Source organism: Frigoribacterium sp. AP1 (assembly GCF_056680555.1).
This window is the reverse complement of record NZ_CM155288.1, coordinates 1,444,632-1,463,205: the sequence shown is the minus strand read 5'-3', so window position 1 is coordinate 1,463,205 and position 18,574 is coordinate 1,444,632. Positions and strand designations below refer to the sequence as shown.

At 68.1% G+C, this 18,574-nt stretch carries 16 protein-coding genes and 2 tRNA genes; 6 read left to right on the top strand and 12 right to left on the bottom strand.

The genetic code is table 11. The features are described 5' to 3' along the window. The first annotated feature begins 60 nt into the window (after positions 1-60). The 4 genes from AC1MBW_RS06980 to pknB all read left to right on the top strand — a co-directional run bounded on the left by AC1MBW_RS06980 (position 61) and on the right by pknB (position 6,531). Complete coding sequence (locus AC1MBW_RS06980) at positions 61-1,416, top strand: FtsW/RodA/SpoVE family cell cycle protein (RefSeq protein WP_054145704.1); 1,356 nt, start codon at positions 61-63, stop codon at positions 1,414-1,416. Continuing rightward, the gene (locus tag AC1MBW_RS06975; protein ID WP_480025939.1) at positions 1,416-2,891 is read left to right on the top strand and encodes a peptidoglycan D,D-transpeptidase FtsI family protein; all 1,476 of its coding nucleotides are present in this window, start codon (positions 1,416-1,418) and stop codon (positions 2,889-2,891) included. The genes AC1MBW_RS06980 and AC1MBW_RS06975 overlap by 1 nt, the downstream gene beginning before the upstream one ends. Continuing rightward, on the top strand, positions 2,888-4,669 hold the full coding sequence (locus AC1MBW_RS06970; RefSeq protein WP_480025938.1) for a protein kinase domain-containing protein: 1,782 nt from the start codon (positions 2,888-2,890) through the stop codon (positions 4,667-4,669). Before AC1MBW_RS06975 ends, AC1MBW_RS06970 begins: the two co-directional genes overlap by 4 nt. Before the next feature lie 155 nt (positions 4,670-4,824). Continuing rightward, positions 4,825-6,531 (top strand): Stk1 family PASTA domain-containing Ser/Thr kinase, encoded by a 1,707-nt coding sequence (gene pknB, locus AC1MBW_RS06965; protein ID WP_480025937.1) that lies wholly within the window; start codon positions 4,825-4,827, stop codon positions 6,529-6,531. 134 nt (positions 6,532-6,665) lie between these two features. On the opposite strand, the gene AC1MBW_RS06960 is transcribed toward pknB, so the two are convergent. From AC1MBW_RS06960 to AC1MBW_RS06950, 3 genes are read right to left on the bottom strand one after another with little or no spacing between them, the layout of a single operon-like run. Continuing rightward, positions 6,666-7,304, bottom strand: a complete 639-nt coding sequence (locus tag AC1MBW_RS06960; RefSeq protein ID WP_480025936.1) for an anthranilate synthase component II — start codon at positions 7,302-7,304, stop codon at positions 6,666-6,668. Continuing rightward, positions 7,301-7,462, bottom strand: coding sequence for a hypothetical protein (locus AC1MBW_RS06955; protein ID WP_043595285.1), 162 nt, complete (start codon positions 7,460-7,462; stop codon positions 7,301-7,303). The genes AC1MBW_RS06960 and AC1MBW_RS06955 overlap by 4 nt, the downstream gene beginning before the upstream one ends. A gap of 2 nt (positions 7,463-7,464) precedes the next feature. Beyond that, positions 7,465-8,241 (bottom strand): class E sortase, encoded by a 777-nt coding sequence (locus AC1MBW_RS06950; RefSeq protein ID WP_054145709.1) that lies wholly within the window; start codon positions 8,239-8,241, stop codon positions 7,465-7,467. A 152-nt stretch (positions 8,242-8,393) separates the two neighbouring features. On the opposite strand from AC1MBW_RS06950, the gene AC1MBW_RS06945 reads away from it, so the two are divergent. Further along, positions 8,394-8,627, top strand: a complete 234-nt coding sequence (locus tag AC1MBW_RS06945) for a cell division protein CrgA (RefSeq protein ID WP_054145710.1) — start codon at positions 8,394-8,396, stop codon at positions 8,625-8,627. Positions 8,628-8,788: 161 nt separating this feature from the next. Here AC1MBW_RS06945 and AC1MBW_RS06940 read toward each other — a convergent pair whose 3' ends face one another. Together AC1MBW_RS06940 and AC1MBW_RS06935 are read right to left on the bottom strand one after the other, a co-directional pair. Continuing rightward, the gene (locus AC1MBW_RS06940; protein WP_480025935.1) at positions 8,789-9,637 is read right to left on the bottom strand and encodes a rhomboid family intramembrane serine protease; all 849 of its coding nucleotides are present in this window, start codon (positions 9,635-9,637) and stop codon (positions 8,789-8,791) included. Further along, a complete protein-coding gene (locus AC1MBW_RS06935) occupies positions 9,638-10,177 on the bottom strand; it encodes a peptidylprolyl isomerase (protein ID WP_480025934.1) in 540 nt (179 codons plus the stop codon). Between the two features lie 137 nt (positions 10,178-10,314). On the opposite strand from AC1MBW_RS06935, the gene AC1MBW_RS06930 reads away from it, so the two are divergent. Continuing rightward, positions 10,315-10,851 (top strand): hypothetical protein, encoded by a 537-nt coding sequence (locus AC1MBW_RS06930; RefSeq protein ID WP_054145713.1) that lies wholly within the window; start codon positions 10,315-10,317, stop codon positions 10,849-10,851. A gap of 294 nt (positions 10,852-11,145) precedes the next feature. On the opposite strand, the gene AC1MBW_RS06925 is transcribed toward AC1MBW_RS06930, so the two are convergent. From AC1MBW_RS06925 to recF, 7 genes are all read right to left on the bottom strand, one after another. Next, positions 11,146-11,218, bottom strand: a tRNA-Ala gene (locus tag AC1MBW_RS06925). A gap of 82 nt (positions 11,219-11,300) precedes the next feature. Then, a tRNA-Ile gene (locus tag AC1MBW_RS06920) sits at positions 11,301-11,374 on the bottom strand. Positions 11,375-11,447: 73 nt separating this feature from the next. Then, positions 11,448-11,855 carry a DUF3566 domain-containing protein gene (locus AC1MBW_RS06915; RefSeq protein ID WP_043595295.1) on the bottom strand — a complete coding sequence of 136 codons (408 nt, stop codon included), beginning with the start codon at positions 11,853-11,855 and terminating at the stop codon, positions 11,448-11,450. Continuing rightward, positions 11,848-14,535, bottom strand: coding sequence for a DNA gyrase subunit A (gyrA, locus tag AC1MBW_RS06910; RefSeq protein WP_480025933.1), 2,688 nt, complete (start codon positions 14,533-14,535; stop codon positions 11,848-11,850). The genes AC1MBW_RS06915 and gyrA overlap by 8 nt, the downstream gene beginning before the upstream one ends. Before the next feature lie 77 nt (positions 14,536-14,612). Beyond that, positions 14,613-16,586, bottom strand: a complete 1,974-nt coding sequence (gyrB, locus tag AC1MBW_RS06905; RefSeq protein ID WP_071257475.1) for a DNA topoisomerase (ATP-hydrolyzing) subunit B — start codon at positions 16,584-16,586, stop codon at positions 14,613-14,615. Positions 16,587-16,752: 166 nt separating this feature from the next. After that, positions 16,753-17,307 (bottom strand): DciA family protein, encoded by a 555-nt coding sequence (locus AC1MBW_RS06900; RefSeq protein WP_054145715.1) that lies wholly within the window; start codon positions 17,305-17,307, stop codon positions 16,753-16,755. Continuing rightward, positions 17,304-18,569, bottom strand: coding sequence for a DNA replication/repair protein RecF (gene recF / locus AC1MBW_RS06895; protein ID WP_480025932.1), 1,266 nt, complete (start codon positions 18,567-18,569; stop codon positions 17,304-17,306). The genes AC1MBW_RS06900 and recF overlap by 4 nt, the downstream gene beginning before the upstream one ends. Between the last annotated feature and the right edge of the window lie 5 nt (positions 18,570-18,574).

Sequence of the window (18,574 nt, the reverse complement as noted above, 5' to 3'; positions counted from 1 at the left end):
GTCATCGGTCGCGTAGGAGGCGCGCGCAAGCCGTCCGCGAAGGCGTCCCGTCCCACGAACATGACGCAGGCGATCACGTTGCGCCTGCGTGAACCTGCCCGTCTGCGCAACCTCGAACTGCTGATGCTGCTGATCGCCTGCGGCGTCGCCGCCGGAGCGATGGTGCTGGTCCAGCTCGGCGCGACCGGCGAGGTCGACCCGACGGTGCTGATCGCGGGCTCGATGGTGCTCGGCCTGGCCCTGATCTTCCACGTCGTCCTGCGCGTCGTCGCCCGCGAGGCCGACCCGTTCGTCATGCCGATCGCCGTCACCCTGAACGGCATCGGCATCGCCATGATCTACCGACTCGACCTGGCAGAGGGCCGCGAGGGCTGGGGTGCCCTGGGCATCAAGCAGATGGTCTGGACCGTCCTCGCCATGGTGATCTCCCTCGCCGTGCTGCTCGTGATCCGCAACTACCGGGTGCTGTCCCGCTACCGCTACATCGCGATGTTCGTGTCGATCGTGCTGCTGCTGCTGCCCCTGCTGCCGGGCATCGGGCGCGAGGGGCTGAACGCCCGCGTGTGGATCGACATCGGCCCGTTCTCCTTCCAGCCGGGTGAGATCGCCAAGATCACGCTGGCGATCTTCTTCGCCGGCTACCTCGTCACCGCCCGCGACAACCTCTCGCTGATGGGGCCGAAGATCCTCGGCATGCGGTTCCCGCGGCCCCGCGACCTCGGGCCGATCCTCATCGTCTGGCTCGTCGCCATGGGCGTCCTCATCTTCCAGCGCGACCTCGGCACCTCGCTGCTCTACTTCGGCCTCTTCCTGGTGATGATCTACGTCGGCACCGGCCGCGCGAGCTGGATCATCCTCGGGGTCGGGCTGTTCGTCGGCGGCGCCCTGGTCGCGAGCACCTTCCTGGGCTACGTGCAGGGCCGCTTCGCCGCCTGGCTCAACCCGTTCGCCCAGTCCGAGTACGACGCCGTCGGCGGGTCGTTCCAGCTCGTCCAAGGCCTGTTCGGCCTGGCGAACGGCGGGCTGATCGGCACGGGCCTCGGTCAAGGCCGTCCCCAGACGACCCCGCTCGCCGAGAGCGACTACATCTTCGCCTCGCTCGGCGAAGAACTCGGCCTGACCGGTCTCTTCGCCATCCTGGCGCTCTACCTCCTGCTCGTCTCCCGCGGGTTCCGCATCGGCTTCGTGGGTCAGGACGACTTCGGTCGGATGCTCGGGGTCGGCGTCGCCTTCGTCGTGGCCCTGCAGGTCTTCGTGGTCATGGGCGGCGTGACGAGGGTGATCCCGCTGACGGGCCTCACCGCTCCGTTCCTCGCCGCAGGCGGCTCGTCGCTCGTGGCCAACTGGATCATCGTGGCCCTGCTGCTGCGACTGTCCGACTCCGTGCGCAACCAACCGAGGCTGGTGATCGGCTGATGAACAAAGAACTCCGACGCGTGAGCTACGTGGTGCTCGCCATGTTCGTCGCGCTCTTCCTCTCGACGACCTACATCACGGCGTTCCAGGCCGACGCGCTCAACGCCGACGCCCGCAACTCGCGGGCGCTGCTCGCCAGCTACTCGGCCCAGCGCGGCCCCATCCTGGTCGGCGGCCAGGCGATCGCGCAGTCGACGCCCGTCGACGACCAGTACGAGTTCCAGCGGACGTACTCGCAGCCCGACCTGTACGCGCCCGTCACCGGCTACTACACCCTGGGCCAGGGATCCCGGGGCATCGAGGACGCCATGAACCGGTACCTCACGGGCAACGCGAACTCGCAGTTCTTCGACCAGGTCAACTCGCTGCTCACGGGTCAGGACCCCGAGGGCGCCACGGTCAACCTCACCCTCGACCCCACCGTGCAGCAGGCCGCGTACGACGCCCTCGGCTCGAACTCCGGCTCGGTCGTCGCGATGGACCCGAAGACCGGCAAGATCCTCGCCATGGTCTCGAAGCCCAGCTACGACCCCAACCCGCTCGCCAGCCACGACCGCCAGACCGTCACCGACGCCTACGACTCGCTGATCGCCGACCCCTCGGCCCCGCTGCAGAACCGGGCGATCCAGGGCGACCTCTACGCGCCGGGGTCGACCTTCAAGCTGATCACGACGGCGGCGGCGCTCGAGAGCGGCGACTACACGCCCGACAGCGCCTTCCCCAACCCGTCGACGCTGACGCTGCCCGGCACCAGCACCAACATCAACAACGCCGAGGGCGGAAGCTGCGGCGGCGGTGAGACGGCCACGATCGCGACGGCCCTCCGCCTGTCGTGCAACATCCCCATGGCTCAGCTCGGTCAGGCCCTCGGGGCGAAGGCCCTGCAAGAGCAGGCCGAGAAGTTCGGCTTCGGCGACAAGTCGATCGACGTCCCCCAGGCCGTCACGCCGAGCCAGTTCCCCATCGAGGACTCCAAGGGCCAGGCCATCAACGACGCGACCCTCATGCTCCAGTCGTTCGGGCAGGGGTCCGACCGCGTGACGCCCCTGCAGATGGCCATGGTCTCGGCCGCCATCGCCAACGGCGGCACCGAGATGAACCCGACGTTGATCGAGAGCGTCCTGAACCCCGACCTGAGTCCGGTCGAGGATTTCTCGCCCTCCGAGTACGGCAAGCCCATCAGCTCCCAGACTGCGGCCACGATGACCGACATGATGGTGCAGGACGTCGCGAACGGTGCGGCGAGCAATGCAAGAATTGACGGCGTCGACGTCGCCGGCAAGACAGGAACGGCCGAGAACGGCCCCGGCGAGCCGTACACCCTCTGGTTCACCGGGTTCGCGCCTGCTGCTGACCCCGAGGTCGCGGTCGCCGTCGTCGTCGAGAACGGCGGCGGACAGGGCCAGTCCGCATTCGGCAACAGTGTCGCGTCACCGATCGCGAAGAAAGTACTAGAGGCGGTGCTGAACAAATGAGACCATCCGGCGGAGTCACCTTCGGTGGGCGTTACCAGCTGTCGACCCGAGTCGCCATCGGCGGCATGGGCGAGGTCTGGGAAGCCACCGACCTCGTCATCGGCCGAACGGTCGCCATCAAGATCCTCAAGGACGAGTACCTGGGCGATCCGGGCTTCCTCGAGCGCTTCCGCGCCGAGGCCCGCCACGCGGCCCTCGTCAACCACGAGGGCATCGCGAACGTCTTCGACTACGGCGAGGAAGAGGGCAGCGCCTACCTGGTGATGGAGCTCGTCCCCGGCGAGGCCATGTCGACGGTCCTCGAGCGCGATCGGGTCCTGCCCACCGATAAGGTCCTCGACATCGTCGCGCAGACCGCGTCAGCCCTGCAGGCCGCCCACGCCGCAGGCCTCGTGCACCGCGACATCAAGCCCGGCAACCTGCTCGTCACCCCCGACGGCCGCGTGAAGATCACCGACTTCGGCATCGCACGCATCGCCGACCAGGTGCCGTTGACGGCCACGGGTCAGGTCATGGGCACCGTGCAGTACCTCTCGCCCGAGCAGGCGAGCGGTCACCCGGCCTCCCCGAGCACCGACATCTACTCGTTGGGCATCGTCGCCTACGAAGCCCTGGCCGGTCGTCGTCCGTTCACGGGCGAGTCCCAGGTCGCCATCGCCATGGCCCAGATCAACGAGCAGCCGCCCGACCTCCCGTCGACGGTGTCCGAGCCCGTCCGCCGTCTCGTCCTGTCGTGCATCGCGAAGAAGCCCGGTGAGCGCCCCGCGACGGCCTCGGCCCTCGCCCAGGCGGCTCGTGCCCTCCGCCGAGGCGACGTCGCCGCCGCGACCATCGCCGTGCCGGCGATCGGTGCGGCAGCGGCCACGCCCGCCGACGCCGCGACCCAGGCCTTCAACGCCCAGGACGCGACGACGCAGCTCTTCGATCCGATGGCCACGCGAGCCCAGAGCGCCGCAGGTGGTGCGGCCGCGGGCTACGTGGCCGGCTCGGCCGATCCCGACGCCCTCCGCGACGGCGACGACGAGCCCGCCGACGAGAAGAAGCGCAGCCCCTGGTTCTGGCCGTTGATCGTCCTCGCCGTCCTGGCCGTCGCCGCCCTCGTCGTCGGCATCGTCTTCGCGGTGGGCAACACCGACGACCCGGCGCCCGCGCCGACGACGTCGAGCTCCACGCCGTCACCGACCCGCACGACCCCGACCCCGACTCCGACCCCGACGTCGGTCACCGTGACCTCGGGCGACTACGTGGGGCTGACCGAGGCCGCGGCACGCGCAGCCCTCGAAGAGCTCGGCCTGCAGGTCGACTCGGCGGATGCCGGATCGAGTGCGCCGAGCCCCGACCAGGTCGGCACCGTCGCGAGCATCGACCCCACGGGTGCGCTCGAGAAGGGCTCCTCGGTGACGATCTACATCTACCGCGCGGCCCCGACCCCTGCCCAGCCGTCGACGCCCACGGCGACGCCGGGTCAGATCGCCGCAGGCGAGACCGCCACCATCAACTGGCCCGCCTACACCGGGTGCCCGACCGGCTACTCGCTCACCGGCTACTCGTACACGATCACCGGCGGGACCGACACCTCGGGTCAGTCGGCCGGGGGCCTCGGTGCCAATGCGACGTCCCTCACGGTGACGGCCTCGGCCGCCGGCAACCTGACGGTCAGCTACGTGGCCAACTGCGGTCAGATCGCGTCCGAGCCGTCGCCGGGTGTCACCATCACGGTGACGGCACCGCCTACGACGCCCGCTCCGAGCCCCTCGGACGGCTCCGACCCCCAGTAGGTTCCTCGTGACCCCGGCGGACGAGTCGACCGGGGTCATGAAGCCCTGACAATCATCCCTGCGGCCTAGGTCCGTACCCAGTCCGGGGGCAACCGCCCCGGTACACTGGCTCCGACCGTGTCGCCAGACAGGGGTGGGTCGTTGGGAGAACAGGCGTGGCTGAAGGTGTGAGAGAGAGCATCCATCTCCTCGCCAACCGGTACCAGATCGGTGACCTGATCGGCCGCGGTGGCATGGCCGACGTCCACGTCGGCACCGACGCCCGGCTCGGTCGCAAGATCGCCGTCAAGCTGATGAAGCCCAGCCTCGCCACCGATCCGGCCTTCCGCTCGAGGTTCCGACAAGAGGCCCAGGCCGCCGCCCGCATGGCCCATCCGACCATCGTCCGGGTCTTCGACGCCGGCGAAGAGGTCGTCCGCGACAGCCGTGGGCTCGACGTGGTCGTCCCGTTCATCGTCATGGAGTACGTCGAGGGGCGCCTGCTCAAGGACATCGTCGCCGAGGGCCCGCTCGACCCCGACGAGGCAGTCCGGGTCACGGCGGGCGTGCTGACGGCCCTCGAGTACTCGCACCGGGCGGGCGTGGTCCACCGTGACATCAAGCCCGGCAACGTCATGCTGACCAACTCCGGTCAGGTCAAGGTGATGGACTTCGGCATCGCCCGGGCCATCAGCGACTCCGCGGCCACCGTCGCGCAGACCACGGCCATCCTCGGCACCGCCCAGTACTTCAGCCCCGAGCAGGCGCGCGGTGAGACCGTCGACGCCCGCACCGACCTCTACTCGACCGGCGTCATGCTCTTCGAGTTGCTCACGGGCAAGCCGCCCTTCACCGGCGACAGCGCCGTGGCGGTCGCCTACCGTCACGTCAGCGAGCCTCCCGTCCCGCCGAGCACCGTCGAGCGCGGCGTCAGTCCGGCGCTCGACGCCGTCGTCCTGCACGCCCTCACGAAAGACCGCTTCGACCGCTTCCAGAGCGCCGCCGAGTTCCGTGACGACCTCGAGGCCGCCGGTGCCGGTCGCGCGCCGGCCCGCCGACCGCATGCCGTCGACGCCGGTTCCACGCTCTTCGGCGTCAACCCGCACTCGAGCGCCGGCAGCGAGGCCGCGTTGAAAGAGCTGCAGTCCGACGACACGGGACGACCCCAACGAACGCAGACCCGCCCACCCGTGGCCTGGATCTGGGCGGGCATCGTGCTCGTGGCCGTCGTCATCGTGGCCGTCGTCTTCTGGGTGGTCAACCTCACCCCTCCCACGGTCGACAACGCCCAGTCGTCCCGCATCCCCGACCTCGTCGGGGTCAGCTTCGAGACCGGGTCCGCCCGCCTCGACGACCTGGGGCTGACGGTCGTCCGCGCCGACGCGAGCAGCCCGACGATCGAGGCCGGCGACATCGTCTCGACCGATCCCCTGCCCGGCACGTCCGTCCCGAAAGAGTTCGCGGTCACGGTGACCGTCTCGTCCGGGCCGCAACTCGTCGCGATGCCCGCCGTCACCGGGCAGACCGTCGACGCCGCGTGGCAGGCCGTCACCGATGCCGGTCTCGAACGGGGTCAGCAGAGCACCGATTACTCGCCCACGGTGCCCGCAGGGTCCGTCCTCTCGTCCGATCCGGCAGCGGCCGCGCAGATCGCCCTCGGCTCGGATGTCGACCTCGTGGTGTCCAACGGCCTCGTGCAGCTTCCCGACGTCACCCGGCAACCCTCCGAAGAGGCCATCACGACCCTCCGTGACCAGCTGGGTCTGACGGTCACCCCGCAGTCCGACCCCGGTTGCACCGGTGAGACCGTGTCGGGCATGAGCGTTCCACCCGGCGACGTGGCTCAGGGCTCGGCCGTCACCCTGCGCATCTGCACCGGCTGATCCCCTCGGAGGTCAGAACTCGTCTCTGAGGGTTCGACGCCGGGTTCGACGCCGTGTCCGACGCCGCGAGGTCGACGCCGCGAGTCCGGTGCCCGGGGTTCGACTCCGCGAGGTCGACGCCGAGTCAGCGGCGATCAGCCGAGGTCGACGAGCGGGTCGAGCCCTCTGGCCGTCACGGACGCTTCCGGCAGGCCGGCGACCGACAACCAGTTCCCGATCATCTGGTATCCGCCCTGCGTCAGCACCGACTCGGGGTGGAACTGCACGCCGTACACCGGTGAGGAACGGTGGCGCAGGCCCATGATGACGCCACCCGTGGTGCGTGAGGTCACCTCGAGCGTCTCGGGCACCGTCTCGTCCACGACGGCGAGCGAGTGGTACCGCGTCGCGGTGAACGGCTGCGGAACACCCTCGTAGAAGGCACTGTCGTCGTGTTCGACCTTCGACGTCTTGCCGTGCATCAGCTCGTCGGCGTGGGTGATCGTGGCCCCCAGGGCCTCGGCGATGGCCTGGTGCCCGAGGCAGACGCCCAGCAACGGCTTGTCGGCGGCCAGGGCGGCGTGCACGACGTCGATCGAGACACCGGCAGCCGCGGGCGTCCCCGGGCCGGGCGACAGCAACACGGCGTCGTACTCGGCGATGTGGTCGGCGGTGTCGGCCGCCTCGAAGGCGTCGTTGCGTACGACGTCCGTCTCGGCCCCCAACTGCTGGAGGTAACCGTTCAGCGTGTAGACGAAGCTGTCGTAGTTGTCGAGGACCAGGATGCGCGTCATGGTTGCTCCACGGTGACGTCGGGGGTGGGCAGGAGTTCGTTGACGTAGGGGAAGACCCACTCGACGAGGGCGAACAGCACGGCGGCGATCAGGACGAGCACGAGCACGAGCCTCACCCACCAGGGGCCGGGCAGGATGCGCCAGAGGGCGGAGTACACGGTCAGCCTCCGATTCCGGCAGCGGCGAGCTCGGCGGGTGCACCGGCCGACAACGGCTGCCACGAGTCGAACACACCGTAGGCGACGATGCGTTCTTGAGCGGTGAACATCGGGTTGCAGCTCGTCAGGGTGATCAGGCGGTCACCCGAGGTCGCCGACACGTCGGGGGCGTCGGGCACCTGCTGCAGCACGGAGACCTGCGTGGCCTGGACGTACTGCAGGTTGCGGAACGAGTAGGTGAACCAGCCGTCCTGCGTCTGGACGTACATCTTGTCGCCTTCTTGCAGGTCGGCGATCTTGTTGAAGGGCGCCCCGTAGGTGGTCCGGTGGGCGGCGATGCCGAAGTTGCCGACCTGGCCGGGCATCTGGGTCTCGTCGTAGTGACCGATGCCGATCTTGTTGAGGGTGCGCACGGTGCTCGTGCCCCCGGCGATCGGGACGGCGTAGTCGGCGCCGAACCGTGGGACGTAGAAGTTGGCGAACGTCTCGGCCTCACCGGGCGCCGCCCCCACGGGCGGTTCGCCGTACGAGCCGTCGGTCGACGGCTGGGGAGCCGGCGTCGCCGCCTGGTCGAACTGTTCGCTCAGTCGTGCTGCGTCGCCCTTGTAGGCGTCGGCGACGACGAGGTCGTTGAACCACTGCTGCCACCCGATGAAGAGCAGCACCAGCACACCGGCGGTGATGAGCAGTTCTCCGAGGACACTGACGAAGGAGGCGCGTGATCGTGGCCGACGCGTCGTGCGTCTCGAGATCAGGGCCTCGCCCCCGTGGTCCGTCATGACTCGATTCTAGGCGGGCTTCCGTTCCCCTGAGACGGTGGGGACCAGCGGTGGACAACGTGTGGAGAGCATGTGGAGAACGCGGTCGTTCCCGTGGACGGCCGGGACGGCCCTCCCAGGACCGAAAAGGGCCTCACGGTACACTGTGCGCCATGGCCAAAGACACGAACCGCAGCACGAAGCCCGCCCGTACCGCAGAGGACGCACCGAACCCCGTCTGGTTCAAGCCGGTCATGTTCGGCTTCATGCTCGTCGGTCTCGTCTGGATCGTGGTCTTCTACGTCAGCCAGAGCACCCTGCCGGTGGCATCGCTCGGCTCGTGGAACATCTTGGTCGGCTTCGGCATCATGTTCATCGGATTCCTGATGACCACCCGGTGGCGCTAGAACGCACCTTCGAACTTACACGCCTGTAACTATCCCCATTGTGGGAAACCCTGTGGATAACTTTTCTGTGGATAACTCGGGCAGGTGAGATCGCGTCGGCCGACGAGAAGAGGCGGCTCCCCGATGGGGAGCCGCCTCTCGTCGTTCGTGGGCCGATCGCCTCAGAACAAGCCGACGAGTTGAGCAGATCTGGCCAGGAGCACCGCGACCACGATCACGCCGATCACCACGAGCCCGACGGTCTGCAGTGCGTGCTTCGAGCGGTGACGGGTCTTCGAGAACAGGAACGCGACGGCCCCGCCCACGACGATGCCCCCGAGGTGGGCCTGCCAGGCGATGCCGGGCACGATGAAACCGATCGCGAGGTTGATGCCCACGAGCACCAGGAGCTGGATGCTGCGGCCGCCGAGGCTGCGGGCGATGACGAAGAACGCCGCCATCAGACCGAAGATCGCCCCGGAGGCGCCGACCACGAAACTACCCGGTGCCAGCAGGGCGACCGCAGCCGATCCGCCGATGCCCGAGAGCAAGTAGAGGGCGGCGAACCGACCTCGCCCCAGCTGACGTTCGAGCTCTGCCCCGAAGATGTACAGCGAGTACATGTTGAAGAGGATGTGCAGGACGCTGCCGTGGACGAACATCGTCGTCACGGCACGCCAGGGCTGCACGAGTTCGAGCGGTGGGTAGAAGGCCAGGGCTCGCGTGACCACGCCGTTGCCCGTCCCGGTCACGAGCTGCAACAAGAACACCGCGACGGTGACGGCGATGATGCCGTAGGTCACGACGGGGGCTCCACGCCGGGAGGCGCTCCGGACGCGGCCGACGACCTGCGGTTGGAGGCGCGGTACGTTGCCCCGCGCCTCCTTCACGCACTCCGGGCAGTGCACGCCCACCGCGGCGGGCGTCTGGCACTCACCGCAGATGGTGCGACCGCACCGCTGGCAGAGCACGAAGCTCTGCCGATCGGGGTGCCGGTAGCAGTAGTTCGACCGATCGTGCGGATCGGTCACCTAGACCTCGTCGACGGTGACGCTCTCGAGCACCACGTCCTCGAGCGGCTTGTCGCGCGCGTCGGTCTTGACGGCCTCGATCGCGTCGACGACCTTCTTGGACTCGTCGTCGGCGACCTCGCCGAAGATGGTGTGCTTGCCCTGCAGCCACGGGGTCGGGACCGTCGTGATGAAGAACTGCGAACCGTTCGTTCCCTTGCCGCCACGCGTGCCGGCGTTGGCCATCGCGAAGATGTAGGGGGCGTTGAAGTTCAGCTCGGGGTGGATCTCGTCGTCGAACTGGTAGCCGGGACCGCCGACGCCCTGGCCGAGGGGGTCGCCGCCCTGGAGCATGAAGTCCTTGATGATGCGGTGGAAGACGACGCCGTCGTAGAGCTTGTCGGTGCTGACCTTGCCGGTGGCCGGGTGGGTCCACTCTTTGGTGCCGGTGGCGAGGCCGACGAAGTTGGCGACGGTCTTCGGGGCGTGGTCGCCGAAGAGGTTCACCTTGATGGTGCCGAGGTTGGTGGTGAGGGTGGCGACAGCGGTGTGCGTTGACATGTCGTCATTCTTCCACAGCCACCTCGGCGCACCAGCGACTCCCCAGGCACCGTTCCGTGACCTGTCAGGAACCTCCGTGCCACACTGGGACGGGCCAGCAACTCTGGCTCCACTGCCTACTCGTTGGAGGAACGTTCATGGCCCTGTCACGCAAGCAGAAGAAAGAACTCAAGAAGTTCAAGAAGCACGCTGCGGCGGTGTGGGGTGAGCAGCGCGGCGTGATCGACCACGCCGGCAAGGTCATCGGCGGCTACCGCGACGACGCCGTCAAGATCGCGAACAAGAAGGTCGTCCCCCAGATCAAGCACGCGGTGGACTCCAACGTCCGCCCCGTGGTCTCGCAGGGCCTTTCGACCGGGTCGCACTACGCGTCCGTCGCCCAAGACCGTCTGAAGCACGACGTGTACCCGGCGTTCTCGTCGGCCCTCGGCAACCTCGACCTCGCCAACGACCCCAAGGTCCAGAAGGCCGTCAAGAACGCCAAGAAGCAGGGCAAGAAGGCAGCGGCCAAGTACGTGCCGCGCCAGCAGAAGTCGGGCCCCGGTGTCGGCGGCGTCCTGCTGATCGGCGTGGGCGTCGTCGCTCTCGGTGCCCTGGTGTTCGCGGCCGTGCAGACGTTGCGTGCCGACGACGAACTCTGGGTCGCCGACGACGACGCCGACACCAAGGCCTAGTCCCCCGCACCCCCACGAAGGGCCCGCCTCCCCCGGAGGCGGGCCCTTCGTCGTCCACCGGCCTCGCGACTGCAACGACCGACGGCGGCCCCGACCGCACCCTGCACGAATCGTCGGCGAAGCCGACACGGGCCCGGAAGGCATCGGCCTGATCCCCCGCCGTACATCGCACGACACGTCGGCGAAGCCGACACGGGCCCGGAGGGCCCCCGAACCAGCACGCAGCAAAGAGCACAGAACGAGAATTGCCCCTGTCCGGTGACTCCGTCAGCGGACAGGGGCAAGGCAATCGAGTGGAGCCTGGGAGAATCGAACTCCCGACATCCTGCTTGCAAAGCAGGCGCTCTACCAACTGAGCTAAGGCCCCGACCCCCCGGTCACCGGGGGAACGAGCACGATCTCACCTTGTGCCCGTCGTGAGACGAACTCGAGATGAGACCGGTACTGCGTGGGGCTAATAGGACTTGAACCTATGACCTCTTCGTTATCAGCGAAGCGCTCTAACCGCCTGAGCTATAGCCCCCGGACCGTCGTAAAGCCTACAGCACCACGACGGCGAACTCGAATCGACGGATTCCGCCGACGCGAGTGATGGATCAGTTGTTGGTGAAACCGACGAGCAGGCCGCCGGTGATGCGCACGCTCAGGTTGTAGAGGACAGCGACGATGGCCCCGAGGACCGTGCCGACGACTACGTTGAGGATGGCGACGACGATCGAGAAGAGCATGATCTGACCGACGTTGAAGGTGTCCTGGATCGAGAAGCTCGAGTCGCCGAGGATGTCACGCAGCAAGGCGTCGAGGTCGTCGAAGATGCCCGTCTGGTTGAGGATGGCCCAGATCAGGAAGGTGGCGACGACGGTGATGATGCCGATCGCGACGGAGATCAGGAAGGCCAGCTTCACGACCGACCAGAAGTCGATGTAGACGAGCTTGAGGCGGACCTGCTTGGTGCCGGACGGTCGTTTCGCCTTCTTCTGCAGTCTCTCGGCGACACTACTCATTGTTCGTTTCCTCTCCGGCGGTTCCGGTGGCCTCGTCGTCGGTCGACTCGGCGTCGACCGACGTGGCGCCGGTCGTGGGGATCTCGGTGTCGGCGTCGACGGACTCGACGGACTCGACAGACACTACGGCCTCGGCCACGGCGTCCGCACTCTCGTCGACCTCGGCCGCGAGATTGCGCTCACTGTTGCGGGCCACCGCGATGATGCGATCGTCGCTCGCGAAGCGGGCGAAGACGACGCCCATCGTGTCGCGGCCCTTGGCCGGGACCTCGGAGACGGCCGATCGGACCACCTTGCCTCCGGACAGGACCACGAGCACCTCGTCGTCCTCGCCGACGATCAGGGCGCCGGCGAGGTCGCCCCGCGCCTCCGCGAGCTTGGCGACCTTGATGCCGAGGCCGCCACGGTTCTGGACCCGGTACTGGTCGGCGGCCGTGCGCTTGGCGTAGCCGCCCTCGGTGACGACGAAGACGTAACCCTCTTCACCGACGACGGAGGCGCTGAGCAGCGTGTCGTCGTCGCGGAAGGTCATGCCCTTCACGCCCGAGGTCGACCGGCCCATGGGGCGCAGCGACTCGTTGGTGGCCGTGAAGCGCAGGGACATGCCGTGACGGGACACGAGCAGGAGGTCGTCGTGCTCGTCGACCAGCAGGGCCGAGACGAGCTCGTCGTCGTCGCGCAGGTTGATGGCGATGATGCCACCGGTGCGGTTCGTGTCGTACTCGGTGAGCGAGGTCTTCTTGATCAGGCCGTCGCGGGTGGCGAGCACGAGATAGTCGGCCACTTCGTAGTCGCGGATGTCGAGCACCTGCGAGATCTGTTCGTCGGGCTGCATGGCGAGCAGGTTGGCCACGTGCTGGCCCTTGGCGTCACGACCCGCCTCTTGCAGCTCGTACGTCTTGGCGCGGTAGACCCGGCCCTTGTTCGTGAGGAAGAGCAACCAGTGGTGGGTGGTCGTGACGAAGAAGTGGTCCACGACGTCGTCCGCGCGCAGCTGTGCCCCGCGGACGCCCTTGCCGCCCCGGTGCTGGCTGCGGTAGTTGTCGCTGCGGGTGCGCTTGACGTAGCCACCCCGCGTGATGGTGACGACCATCTCTTCTTCGGGGATGAGGTCTTCGACGCTCATGTCGCCGTCGAAGCCGAACATGATCTCGGTGCGGCGGTCGTCGCCGTACTTGTCGGTGATCTCGGCGAGCTCGTCGCTGACGATCGTGCGCTGACGCTCGGGCTTGGCCAGGATGTCCTGGTAATCGGCGATCTCGCGCTCGAGCTTGTCGGCGTCGTCCTGGATCTTCTGACGCTCGAGGGCGGCCAGGCGACGCAGCTGCAGGTTGAGGATGGCCGAGGCCTGGATCTCGTCGACGTCGAGGAGGTCCATGAGACCCGCGCGCGCCTCCTCGACGGTCGGCGACCGGCGGATGAGCGCGATGACCTCGTCCAGGGCGTCGAGGGCCTTCAAGTAGCCGCGCAGGATGTGCGCGTCGGCTTCGGCTTTCTTCAGGCGGAACTGCGTCCGGCGGACGATGACCTCGATCTGGTGGTCGACCCATGCCGAGATGAAGCCGTCGAGCGCGAGGGTGCGGGGCACGCCGTCGACGATCGCGAGCATGTTCGCGCCGAAGTTCTCTTGCAGGCTGGTGTGCTTGTAGAGGTTGTTCAGCACGACCTTGGCGACGGCGTCGCGCTTGAGCACGATGACGAGTCGCTGGCCGGTACGACCCGAGGTCTCGTCGCGGATGTCCGCGATGCCGCCGATGCGACCGTCCTTGACGAGCTCGGCGATCTTGATCGCGAGGTTGTCGGGGTTGACCTGGTACGGCAACTCGGTGACGACGAGGCAGGTGCGCCCCTGGAGCTCTTCGACGTTCACGACCGCGCGCATCGTGATCGAGCCGCGACCCGTGCGGTAGGCGTCCTGGATGCCGCGGACGCCGAGGATCTGCGCACCCGTCGGGAAGTCGGGGCCCTTGACGCGCTGCATGAGCGCCTCGAGCAGCTCCTCGCGCGACGCGGTGGGGTTCTCGAGGTACCACTGGGCGCCCGACGCGACCTCGCGCAGGTTGTGCGGCGGGATGTTCGTCGCCATGCCGACGGCGATGCCGACCGAGCCGTTGACCAGCAGGTTGGGGAACCGGCTGGGCAGGATGGCGGGCTCGCGGGTGCGACCGTCGTAGTTGTCCTGGAAGTCGACGGTGTCCTCGTCGATGTCGCGGACCATCTCGAGCGCGAGCGGAGCCATCTTCGTCTCGGTGTACCGCGGGGCGGCGGCGCCGTCGTTGCCGGGCGAACCGAAGTTGCCCTGACCGAGCGCGAGCGGGTAGCGCAGGCTCCACGGCTGGACGAGGCGGACCAGCGCGTCGTAGATCGCCGTGTCGCCGTGCGGGTGGAACTGCCCCATGACGTCACCGACGACGCGCGAGCACTTCGAGAACGCGCGGTCGGGGCGGTAGCCGCCGTCGTACATCGCGTAGATGACGCGACGGTGCACGGGCTTGAGGCCGTCACGCACCTCGGGCAGGGCCCGGCCGACGATGACGCTCATCGCGTAGTCGAGGTACGAGCGCTGCATCTCGAGCTGCAGGTCGACCTGCTCGATGCTGTCGCGCTTGGGTGCCTCGGCGAAGGTCTGGGTTCCTTCGGCGTCGATGCCCTCGGGGGTGTCTGTCGGCTCGTCGGCCATGATTCTCCGTTTGTCGTGGTCTGCCCCGTGGTGCTCGTCGGGGCGCGGGCGTGCTCCGGATCAGCCGGAGGCGCGCATCAGATGTCGAGGAAGCGGACGTCTTTCGCGTTCTGCTGGATGAAGTTGCGTCGTGACTCGACGTTCTCGCCCATCAGGGTGTCGAAGATGGTGTCGGCGGCCACGGCGTCCTCGAGGGTGACCTGCAGCAGCGTGCGCGTGTCGGGGTCCATCGTGGTCTCCCACAGCTCTTTGTAATCCATCTCGCCGAGGCCCTTGTAGCGCTGGATCGCGTTCTCCTTCGGGATGCGCTTGCCGGCCGCGCGACCCGAGACGAGCACCGCATCGCGCTCGGCGTCGCTGTACACGTACTCGTGGGCGGCGTTGCTCCACTTGAGCTTGTAGAGCGGAGGCTGCGCAAGGTAGACGTAGCCGAGGTCGATGAGCGGGCGCATGTAGCGGAACAGCAAGGTGAGCAGCAGCGTCGTGATGTGCTGGCCGTCGACGTCGGCGTCGGCCATCAGGACGATCTTGTGGTACCTCGCCTTGTCGGGGTCGAAGTCTTCTCCGATGTCGGCGCCGAAGGCCTTGATCATGGCCTGGACCTCGTTGTTGCCGAGGGCACGGTCGAGACGGGCCTTCTCGACGTTGAGGATCTTGCCCCGCAGCGGCAGGATCGCCTGGGTCTCGGGGTTGCGCCCCTGCACCGCCGAACCGCCGGCCGAGTCACCCTCGACGATGAAGATCTCGCTTCGCGAGGGGTCTTTGCTCTGGCAGTCCTTGAGCTTGCCGGGCATGCCGTTCGACTCGAGCACGCCCTTGCGGCGGGTCTGCTCACGCGCCTTGCGCGCGGCGAGACGGGCCTGCGACGCGAGGATGCCCTTGCGGACGATCTCGGCGGCCTGCTTGGGGTTGCGGTCGAACCAGTCGTTCAGCTGCGAGCCGGCGACCTTCTGCACGAACGACTTGGCCTCGGTGTTGCCGAGCTTGGTCTTCGTCTGGCCCTCGAACTGCGGCTCGCCGAGCTTGATCGAGATGACGGCGGTCAGGCCTTCACGGACGTCGTCGCCCGAGAGGTTGTCGTCCTTCTCCTTGAGGAAGTTCTTCTCGCGCGCGTAGCGGTTGATCAACGTGGTCAGCGCCGCGCGGAAGCCCTCTTCGTGCGTGCCGCCCTCGTGCGTGTTGATCGTGTTCGCGTAGGTGTGGACGCTCTCTTGGTACGAGGTGTTCCACTGCATCGCGACCTCGAGCGAGATCTTCTTCTCGGTGTCTTCTTGCTCGAAGGCGATGATGTCGTCGTGGACCGTCTCGACCTTCTTGGTCGTGTTGAGGTACTCGACGTAGTCGACGAGGCCCTTCTCGTAGTGGAAGACGTCGTGGCGGGGCTCGGCGTCGTCTTCTTGCACGCGCTCGTCGCTGAGCTCGATGCGCAGGCCCTTGTTCAGGAAGGCCATCTGCTGGAACCGCGTGCGGAGCGTCTCGTAGTCGAACTCGACGGTCTCGAAGATCTCGGCGTTGGGCCAGAACGTGATCGTCGTGCCCGTGGTGTCGTCTTCTTCGCCCTTGGCCAGCGGCGCGACGGGGACGCCGTCGGTGAAGCTCTGACGGTAGACGTTGCCCTGTCGGCGCACCTCGACGTCGAGCTCGCTCGACAGGGCGTTGACGACCGAGCTGCCGACGCCGTGCAGACCACCCGAGACCGCGTAACCGCCGCCGCCGAACTTGCCGCCGGCGTGCAGCACGGTCAGGACGACCTCGACGGTCGACCGACCCTCGACGGGGTGCACGTCGACCGGGATGCCGCGGCCGTTGTCGACGACGCGCACGCCGCCGTCCTCGCGCATGGTGATCTCGATGTGGTCGCAGTGGCCGGCCAGGGCCTCGTCGACCGAGTTGTCGACGATCTCGTAGACCAGGTGGTGCAGACCACGGGGGCCCGTCGAGCCGATGTACATGCCGGGGCGCTTGCGGACGGCCTCGAGACCCTCGAGGACCTGGATCGCACTGGCGCCGTAGGTGTCGTCGGGCTGGGCGTCGGTGGGATCAGCTGACATGTGCGTAGGGGCTCCTGCCGGACGAGACGAAGGTGTGCCGACCGGTCGCGACCGCTGTCTGGGCGGCCCTCGGACGACCTTCCGAGTCTACCGCAGGCCCGTCCACCGCGGGGCGAAATCCGCCCTCAGACGGATTTTCCCACCGCACTTGGACGATTCACCCTCGTCAACCGTAAGTATCGCGAGGGCCCCGCCCTGGAACCGATCTGGGGCCGCGTTTCCAGGTCGGGGCGTTGGGTGCCAAGAAACGCACCGACTGGATGCCCGCGTCCGGGTACCTCTGCACGATGGTCGTCGTGACCTGCGTGCGCATCAACCGGAGCTGCGTCGCCCAGGCCGTCGAATCGCATTGAACGGTCAGGGTGCCGTCGTCGATCGACACCGGATCCGAGTGCGCGGCCAGCTCGGCGCCCACCATGTCGGGCCAGGCGGTCATCAGCTCGGACTGCGCCAACGGACTGTTCCAGCCGAGTTCGTTGGTGACGGCCGACAGCACGTCGGCGATCCCCCGGGGCTCGCGTCCGGTGCCGAACGGCTGGCTCGGGGATCCCAGCTTGATCGACTTGCGCTTCCGAGCGTCGCGCGACCGCGAGTTGGGGTCGCCGAACACCCGGCGGAACCGTAGGTAGACCCGTTGGGCCTCGCTGTCGGGCTGCGGCTCGGGTTCAGGAGGCGCGGGTGGCGTGGACGCCGGAGGCTGCGGTGCGTCGTCGACGCTCACCGCGCCTCCTCGGTGTCGGCCTCACGGGGTCGCTCGTCGCCACTCGCCTCGGGGACGACCGCGTCGTCCCCGGGACCGTCGGCGTCGGGGGCGTCGGCCACGGGGGCGTCGTCGACGATCGTCCCCTTGGCGATGCGGACCGTGTGGGCCTTGAGCCGTGCGGGGACGTCGCCCTCGACCGCCGCCGTGATCAGCACCTGCTCGTAGCCGGCGACCGCGTCGGCCAGGCGTTCACGACGGGATCCGTCGAGCTCGGCGAAGACGTCGTCGAGCACGATCACCGGGTCGCCCGTCGGCGAGTCGACCCGCACCACCGCGGCCGAGGCCAGTTTGAGCGCCAGGGCGAACGACCAGGACTCGCCGTGGCTCGCGTATCCGCGCGCGGGCAACCCGTTGAGCGAGAGGAAGAGGTCGTCTCGGTGCGGGCCCACGAGCGTCAGGCCCCGTTCGAGCTCGGTCGGTCGGACGCGGGCCAGCGCCTGGCGGAAGACCTCGGGCACCTCGTCGGCGGGTATCGACTCGGTCGGGCCCTCGGCCGCGGTCGTCTCGTCGTCGGGTGTCGCGCCCCTGATGCTCAGCACCGTCGACAACCGTGCAGCGTGGTCGGCGCCGGCCACCGCCGCGTAGGCACGAGCCACCTCGGGGGCCAGGTCGGCGGCGAGCCGGTCGCGCGCGACCACGAGTTCGCTGCCGAGGGACACGAGACGTTCGTCCCAGATGTCGAGCGTGCTGAGCTGACCGGCCTTCACCCCGGAGGCGCGGGCCGACTTCAGAAGCGTGTTGCGTTGCTTGAGCACCCGGTCGTAGTCGGTCTGCACGCCGGCGAACCGGGGCGACCGGGCCACCAGCAGCTCGTCGAGGAAGCGTCGACGACCGGAGGGCTCGCCCCGGACGAGCGCCAGGTCTTCCGGGGCGAAGAGGACGCTGGTGAAATAGCGCGGCAACTCGCGGGGCTTGATGGCCCCACGGTTGACCTGCGCCCGGTTCGGCGACGACCGGTTGATCTGCACCTCGGCCAGGAGTTCTCGATCGTCGGCGAGCAACCGGGCCCGGACGACGGCCGAGTCTCGTCCTTGGCGGATGAGCGCGGCATCGGACGACACCCGGTGGGATCCGAGACTCGAGAGGTAGCCGAGGGATTCGACCAGGTTCGTCTTCCCCTGGCCGTTGCTGCCGACGAAGAGGTTCGGCCCGCGCGCGAGGCTGACTTCGGCAGACGTGTAGTTGCGGAAGTCCGTCAGGCTGAGATGCAGTACTCGCACGCGGG

Bases quoted from the DNA above. Each gene is read 5' to 3' on its own strand.
- gyrB (WP_071257475.1), bottom strand. From the start codon at position 16,586: ATGTCAGCTGATCCCACCGACGCCCAGCCCGACGACACCTACGGCGCC.
- AC1MBW_RS06975 (WP_480025939.1), top strand. From the start codon at position 1,416: ATGAACAAAGAACTCCGACGCGTGAGCTACGTGGTGCTCGCCATGTTC.
- AC1MBW_RS06945 (WP_054145710.1), top strand. From the start codon at position 8,394: ATGGCCAAAGACACGAACCGCAGCACGAAGCCCGCCCGTACCGCAGAG.
- AC1MBW_RS06930 (WP_054145713.1), top strand. From the start codon at position 10,315: ATGGCCCTGTCACGCAAGCAGAAGAAAGAACTCAAGAAGTTCAAGAAG.
- AC1MBW_RS06970 (WP_480025938.1), top strand. From the start codon at position 2,888: ATGAGACCATCCGGCGGAGTCACCTTCGGTGGGCGTTACCAGCTGTCG.
- AC1MBW_RS06980 (WP_054145704.1), top strand. From the start codon at position 61: ATGACGCAGGCGATCACGTTGCGCCTGCGTGAACCTGCCCGTCTGCGC.
- AC1MBW_RS06915 (WP_043595295.1), bottom strand. From the start codon at position 11,855: ATGAGTAGTGTCGCCGAGAGACTGCAGAAGAAGGCGAAACGACCGTCC.
- AC1MBW_RS06950 (WP_054145709.1), bottom strand. From the start codon at position 8,241: ATGACGGACCACGGGGGCGAGGCCCTGATCTCGAGACGCACGACGCGT.
- AC1MBW_RS06960 (WP_480025936.1), bottom strand. From the start codon at position 7,304: ATGACGCGCATCCTGGTCCTCGACAACTACGACAGCTTCGTCTACACG.
- gyrA (WP_480025933.1), bottom strand. From the start codon at position 14,535: ATGGCCGACGAGCCGACAGACACCCCCGAGGGCATCGACGCCGAAGGA.
- AC1MBW_RS06935 (WP_480025934.1), bottom strand. From the start codon at position 10,177: ATGTCAACGCACACCGCTGTCGCCACCCTCACCACCAACCTCGGCACC.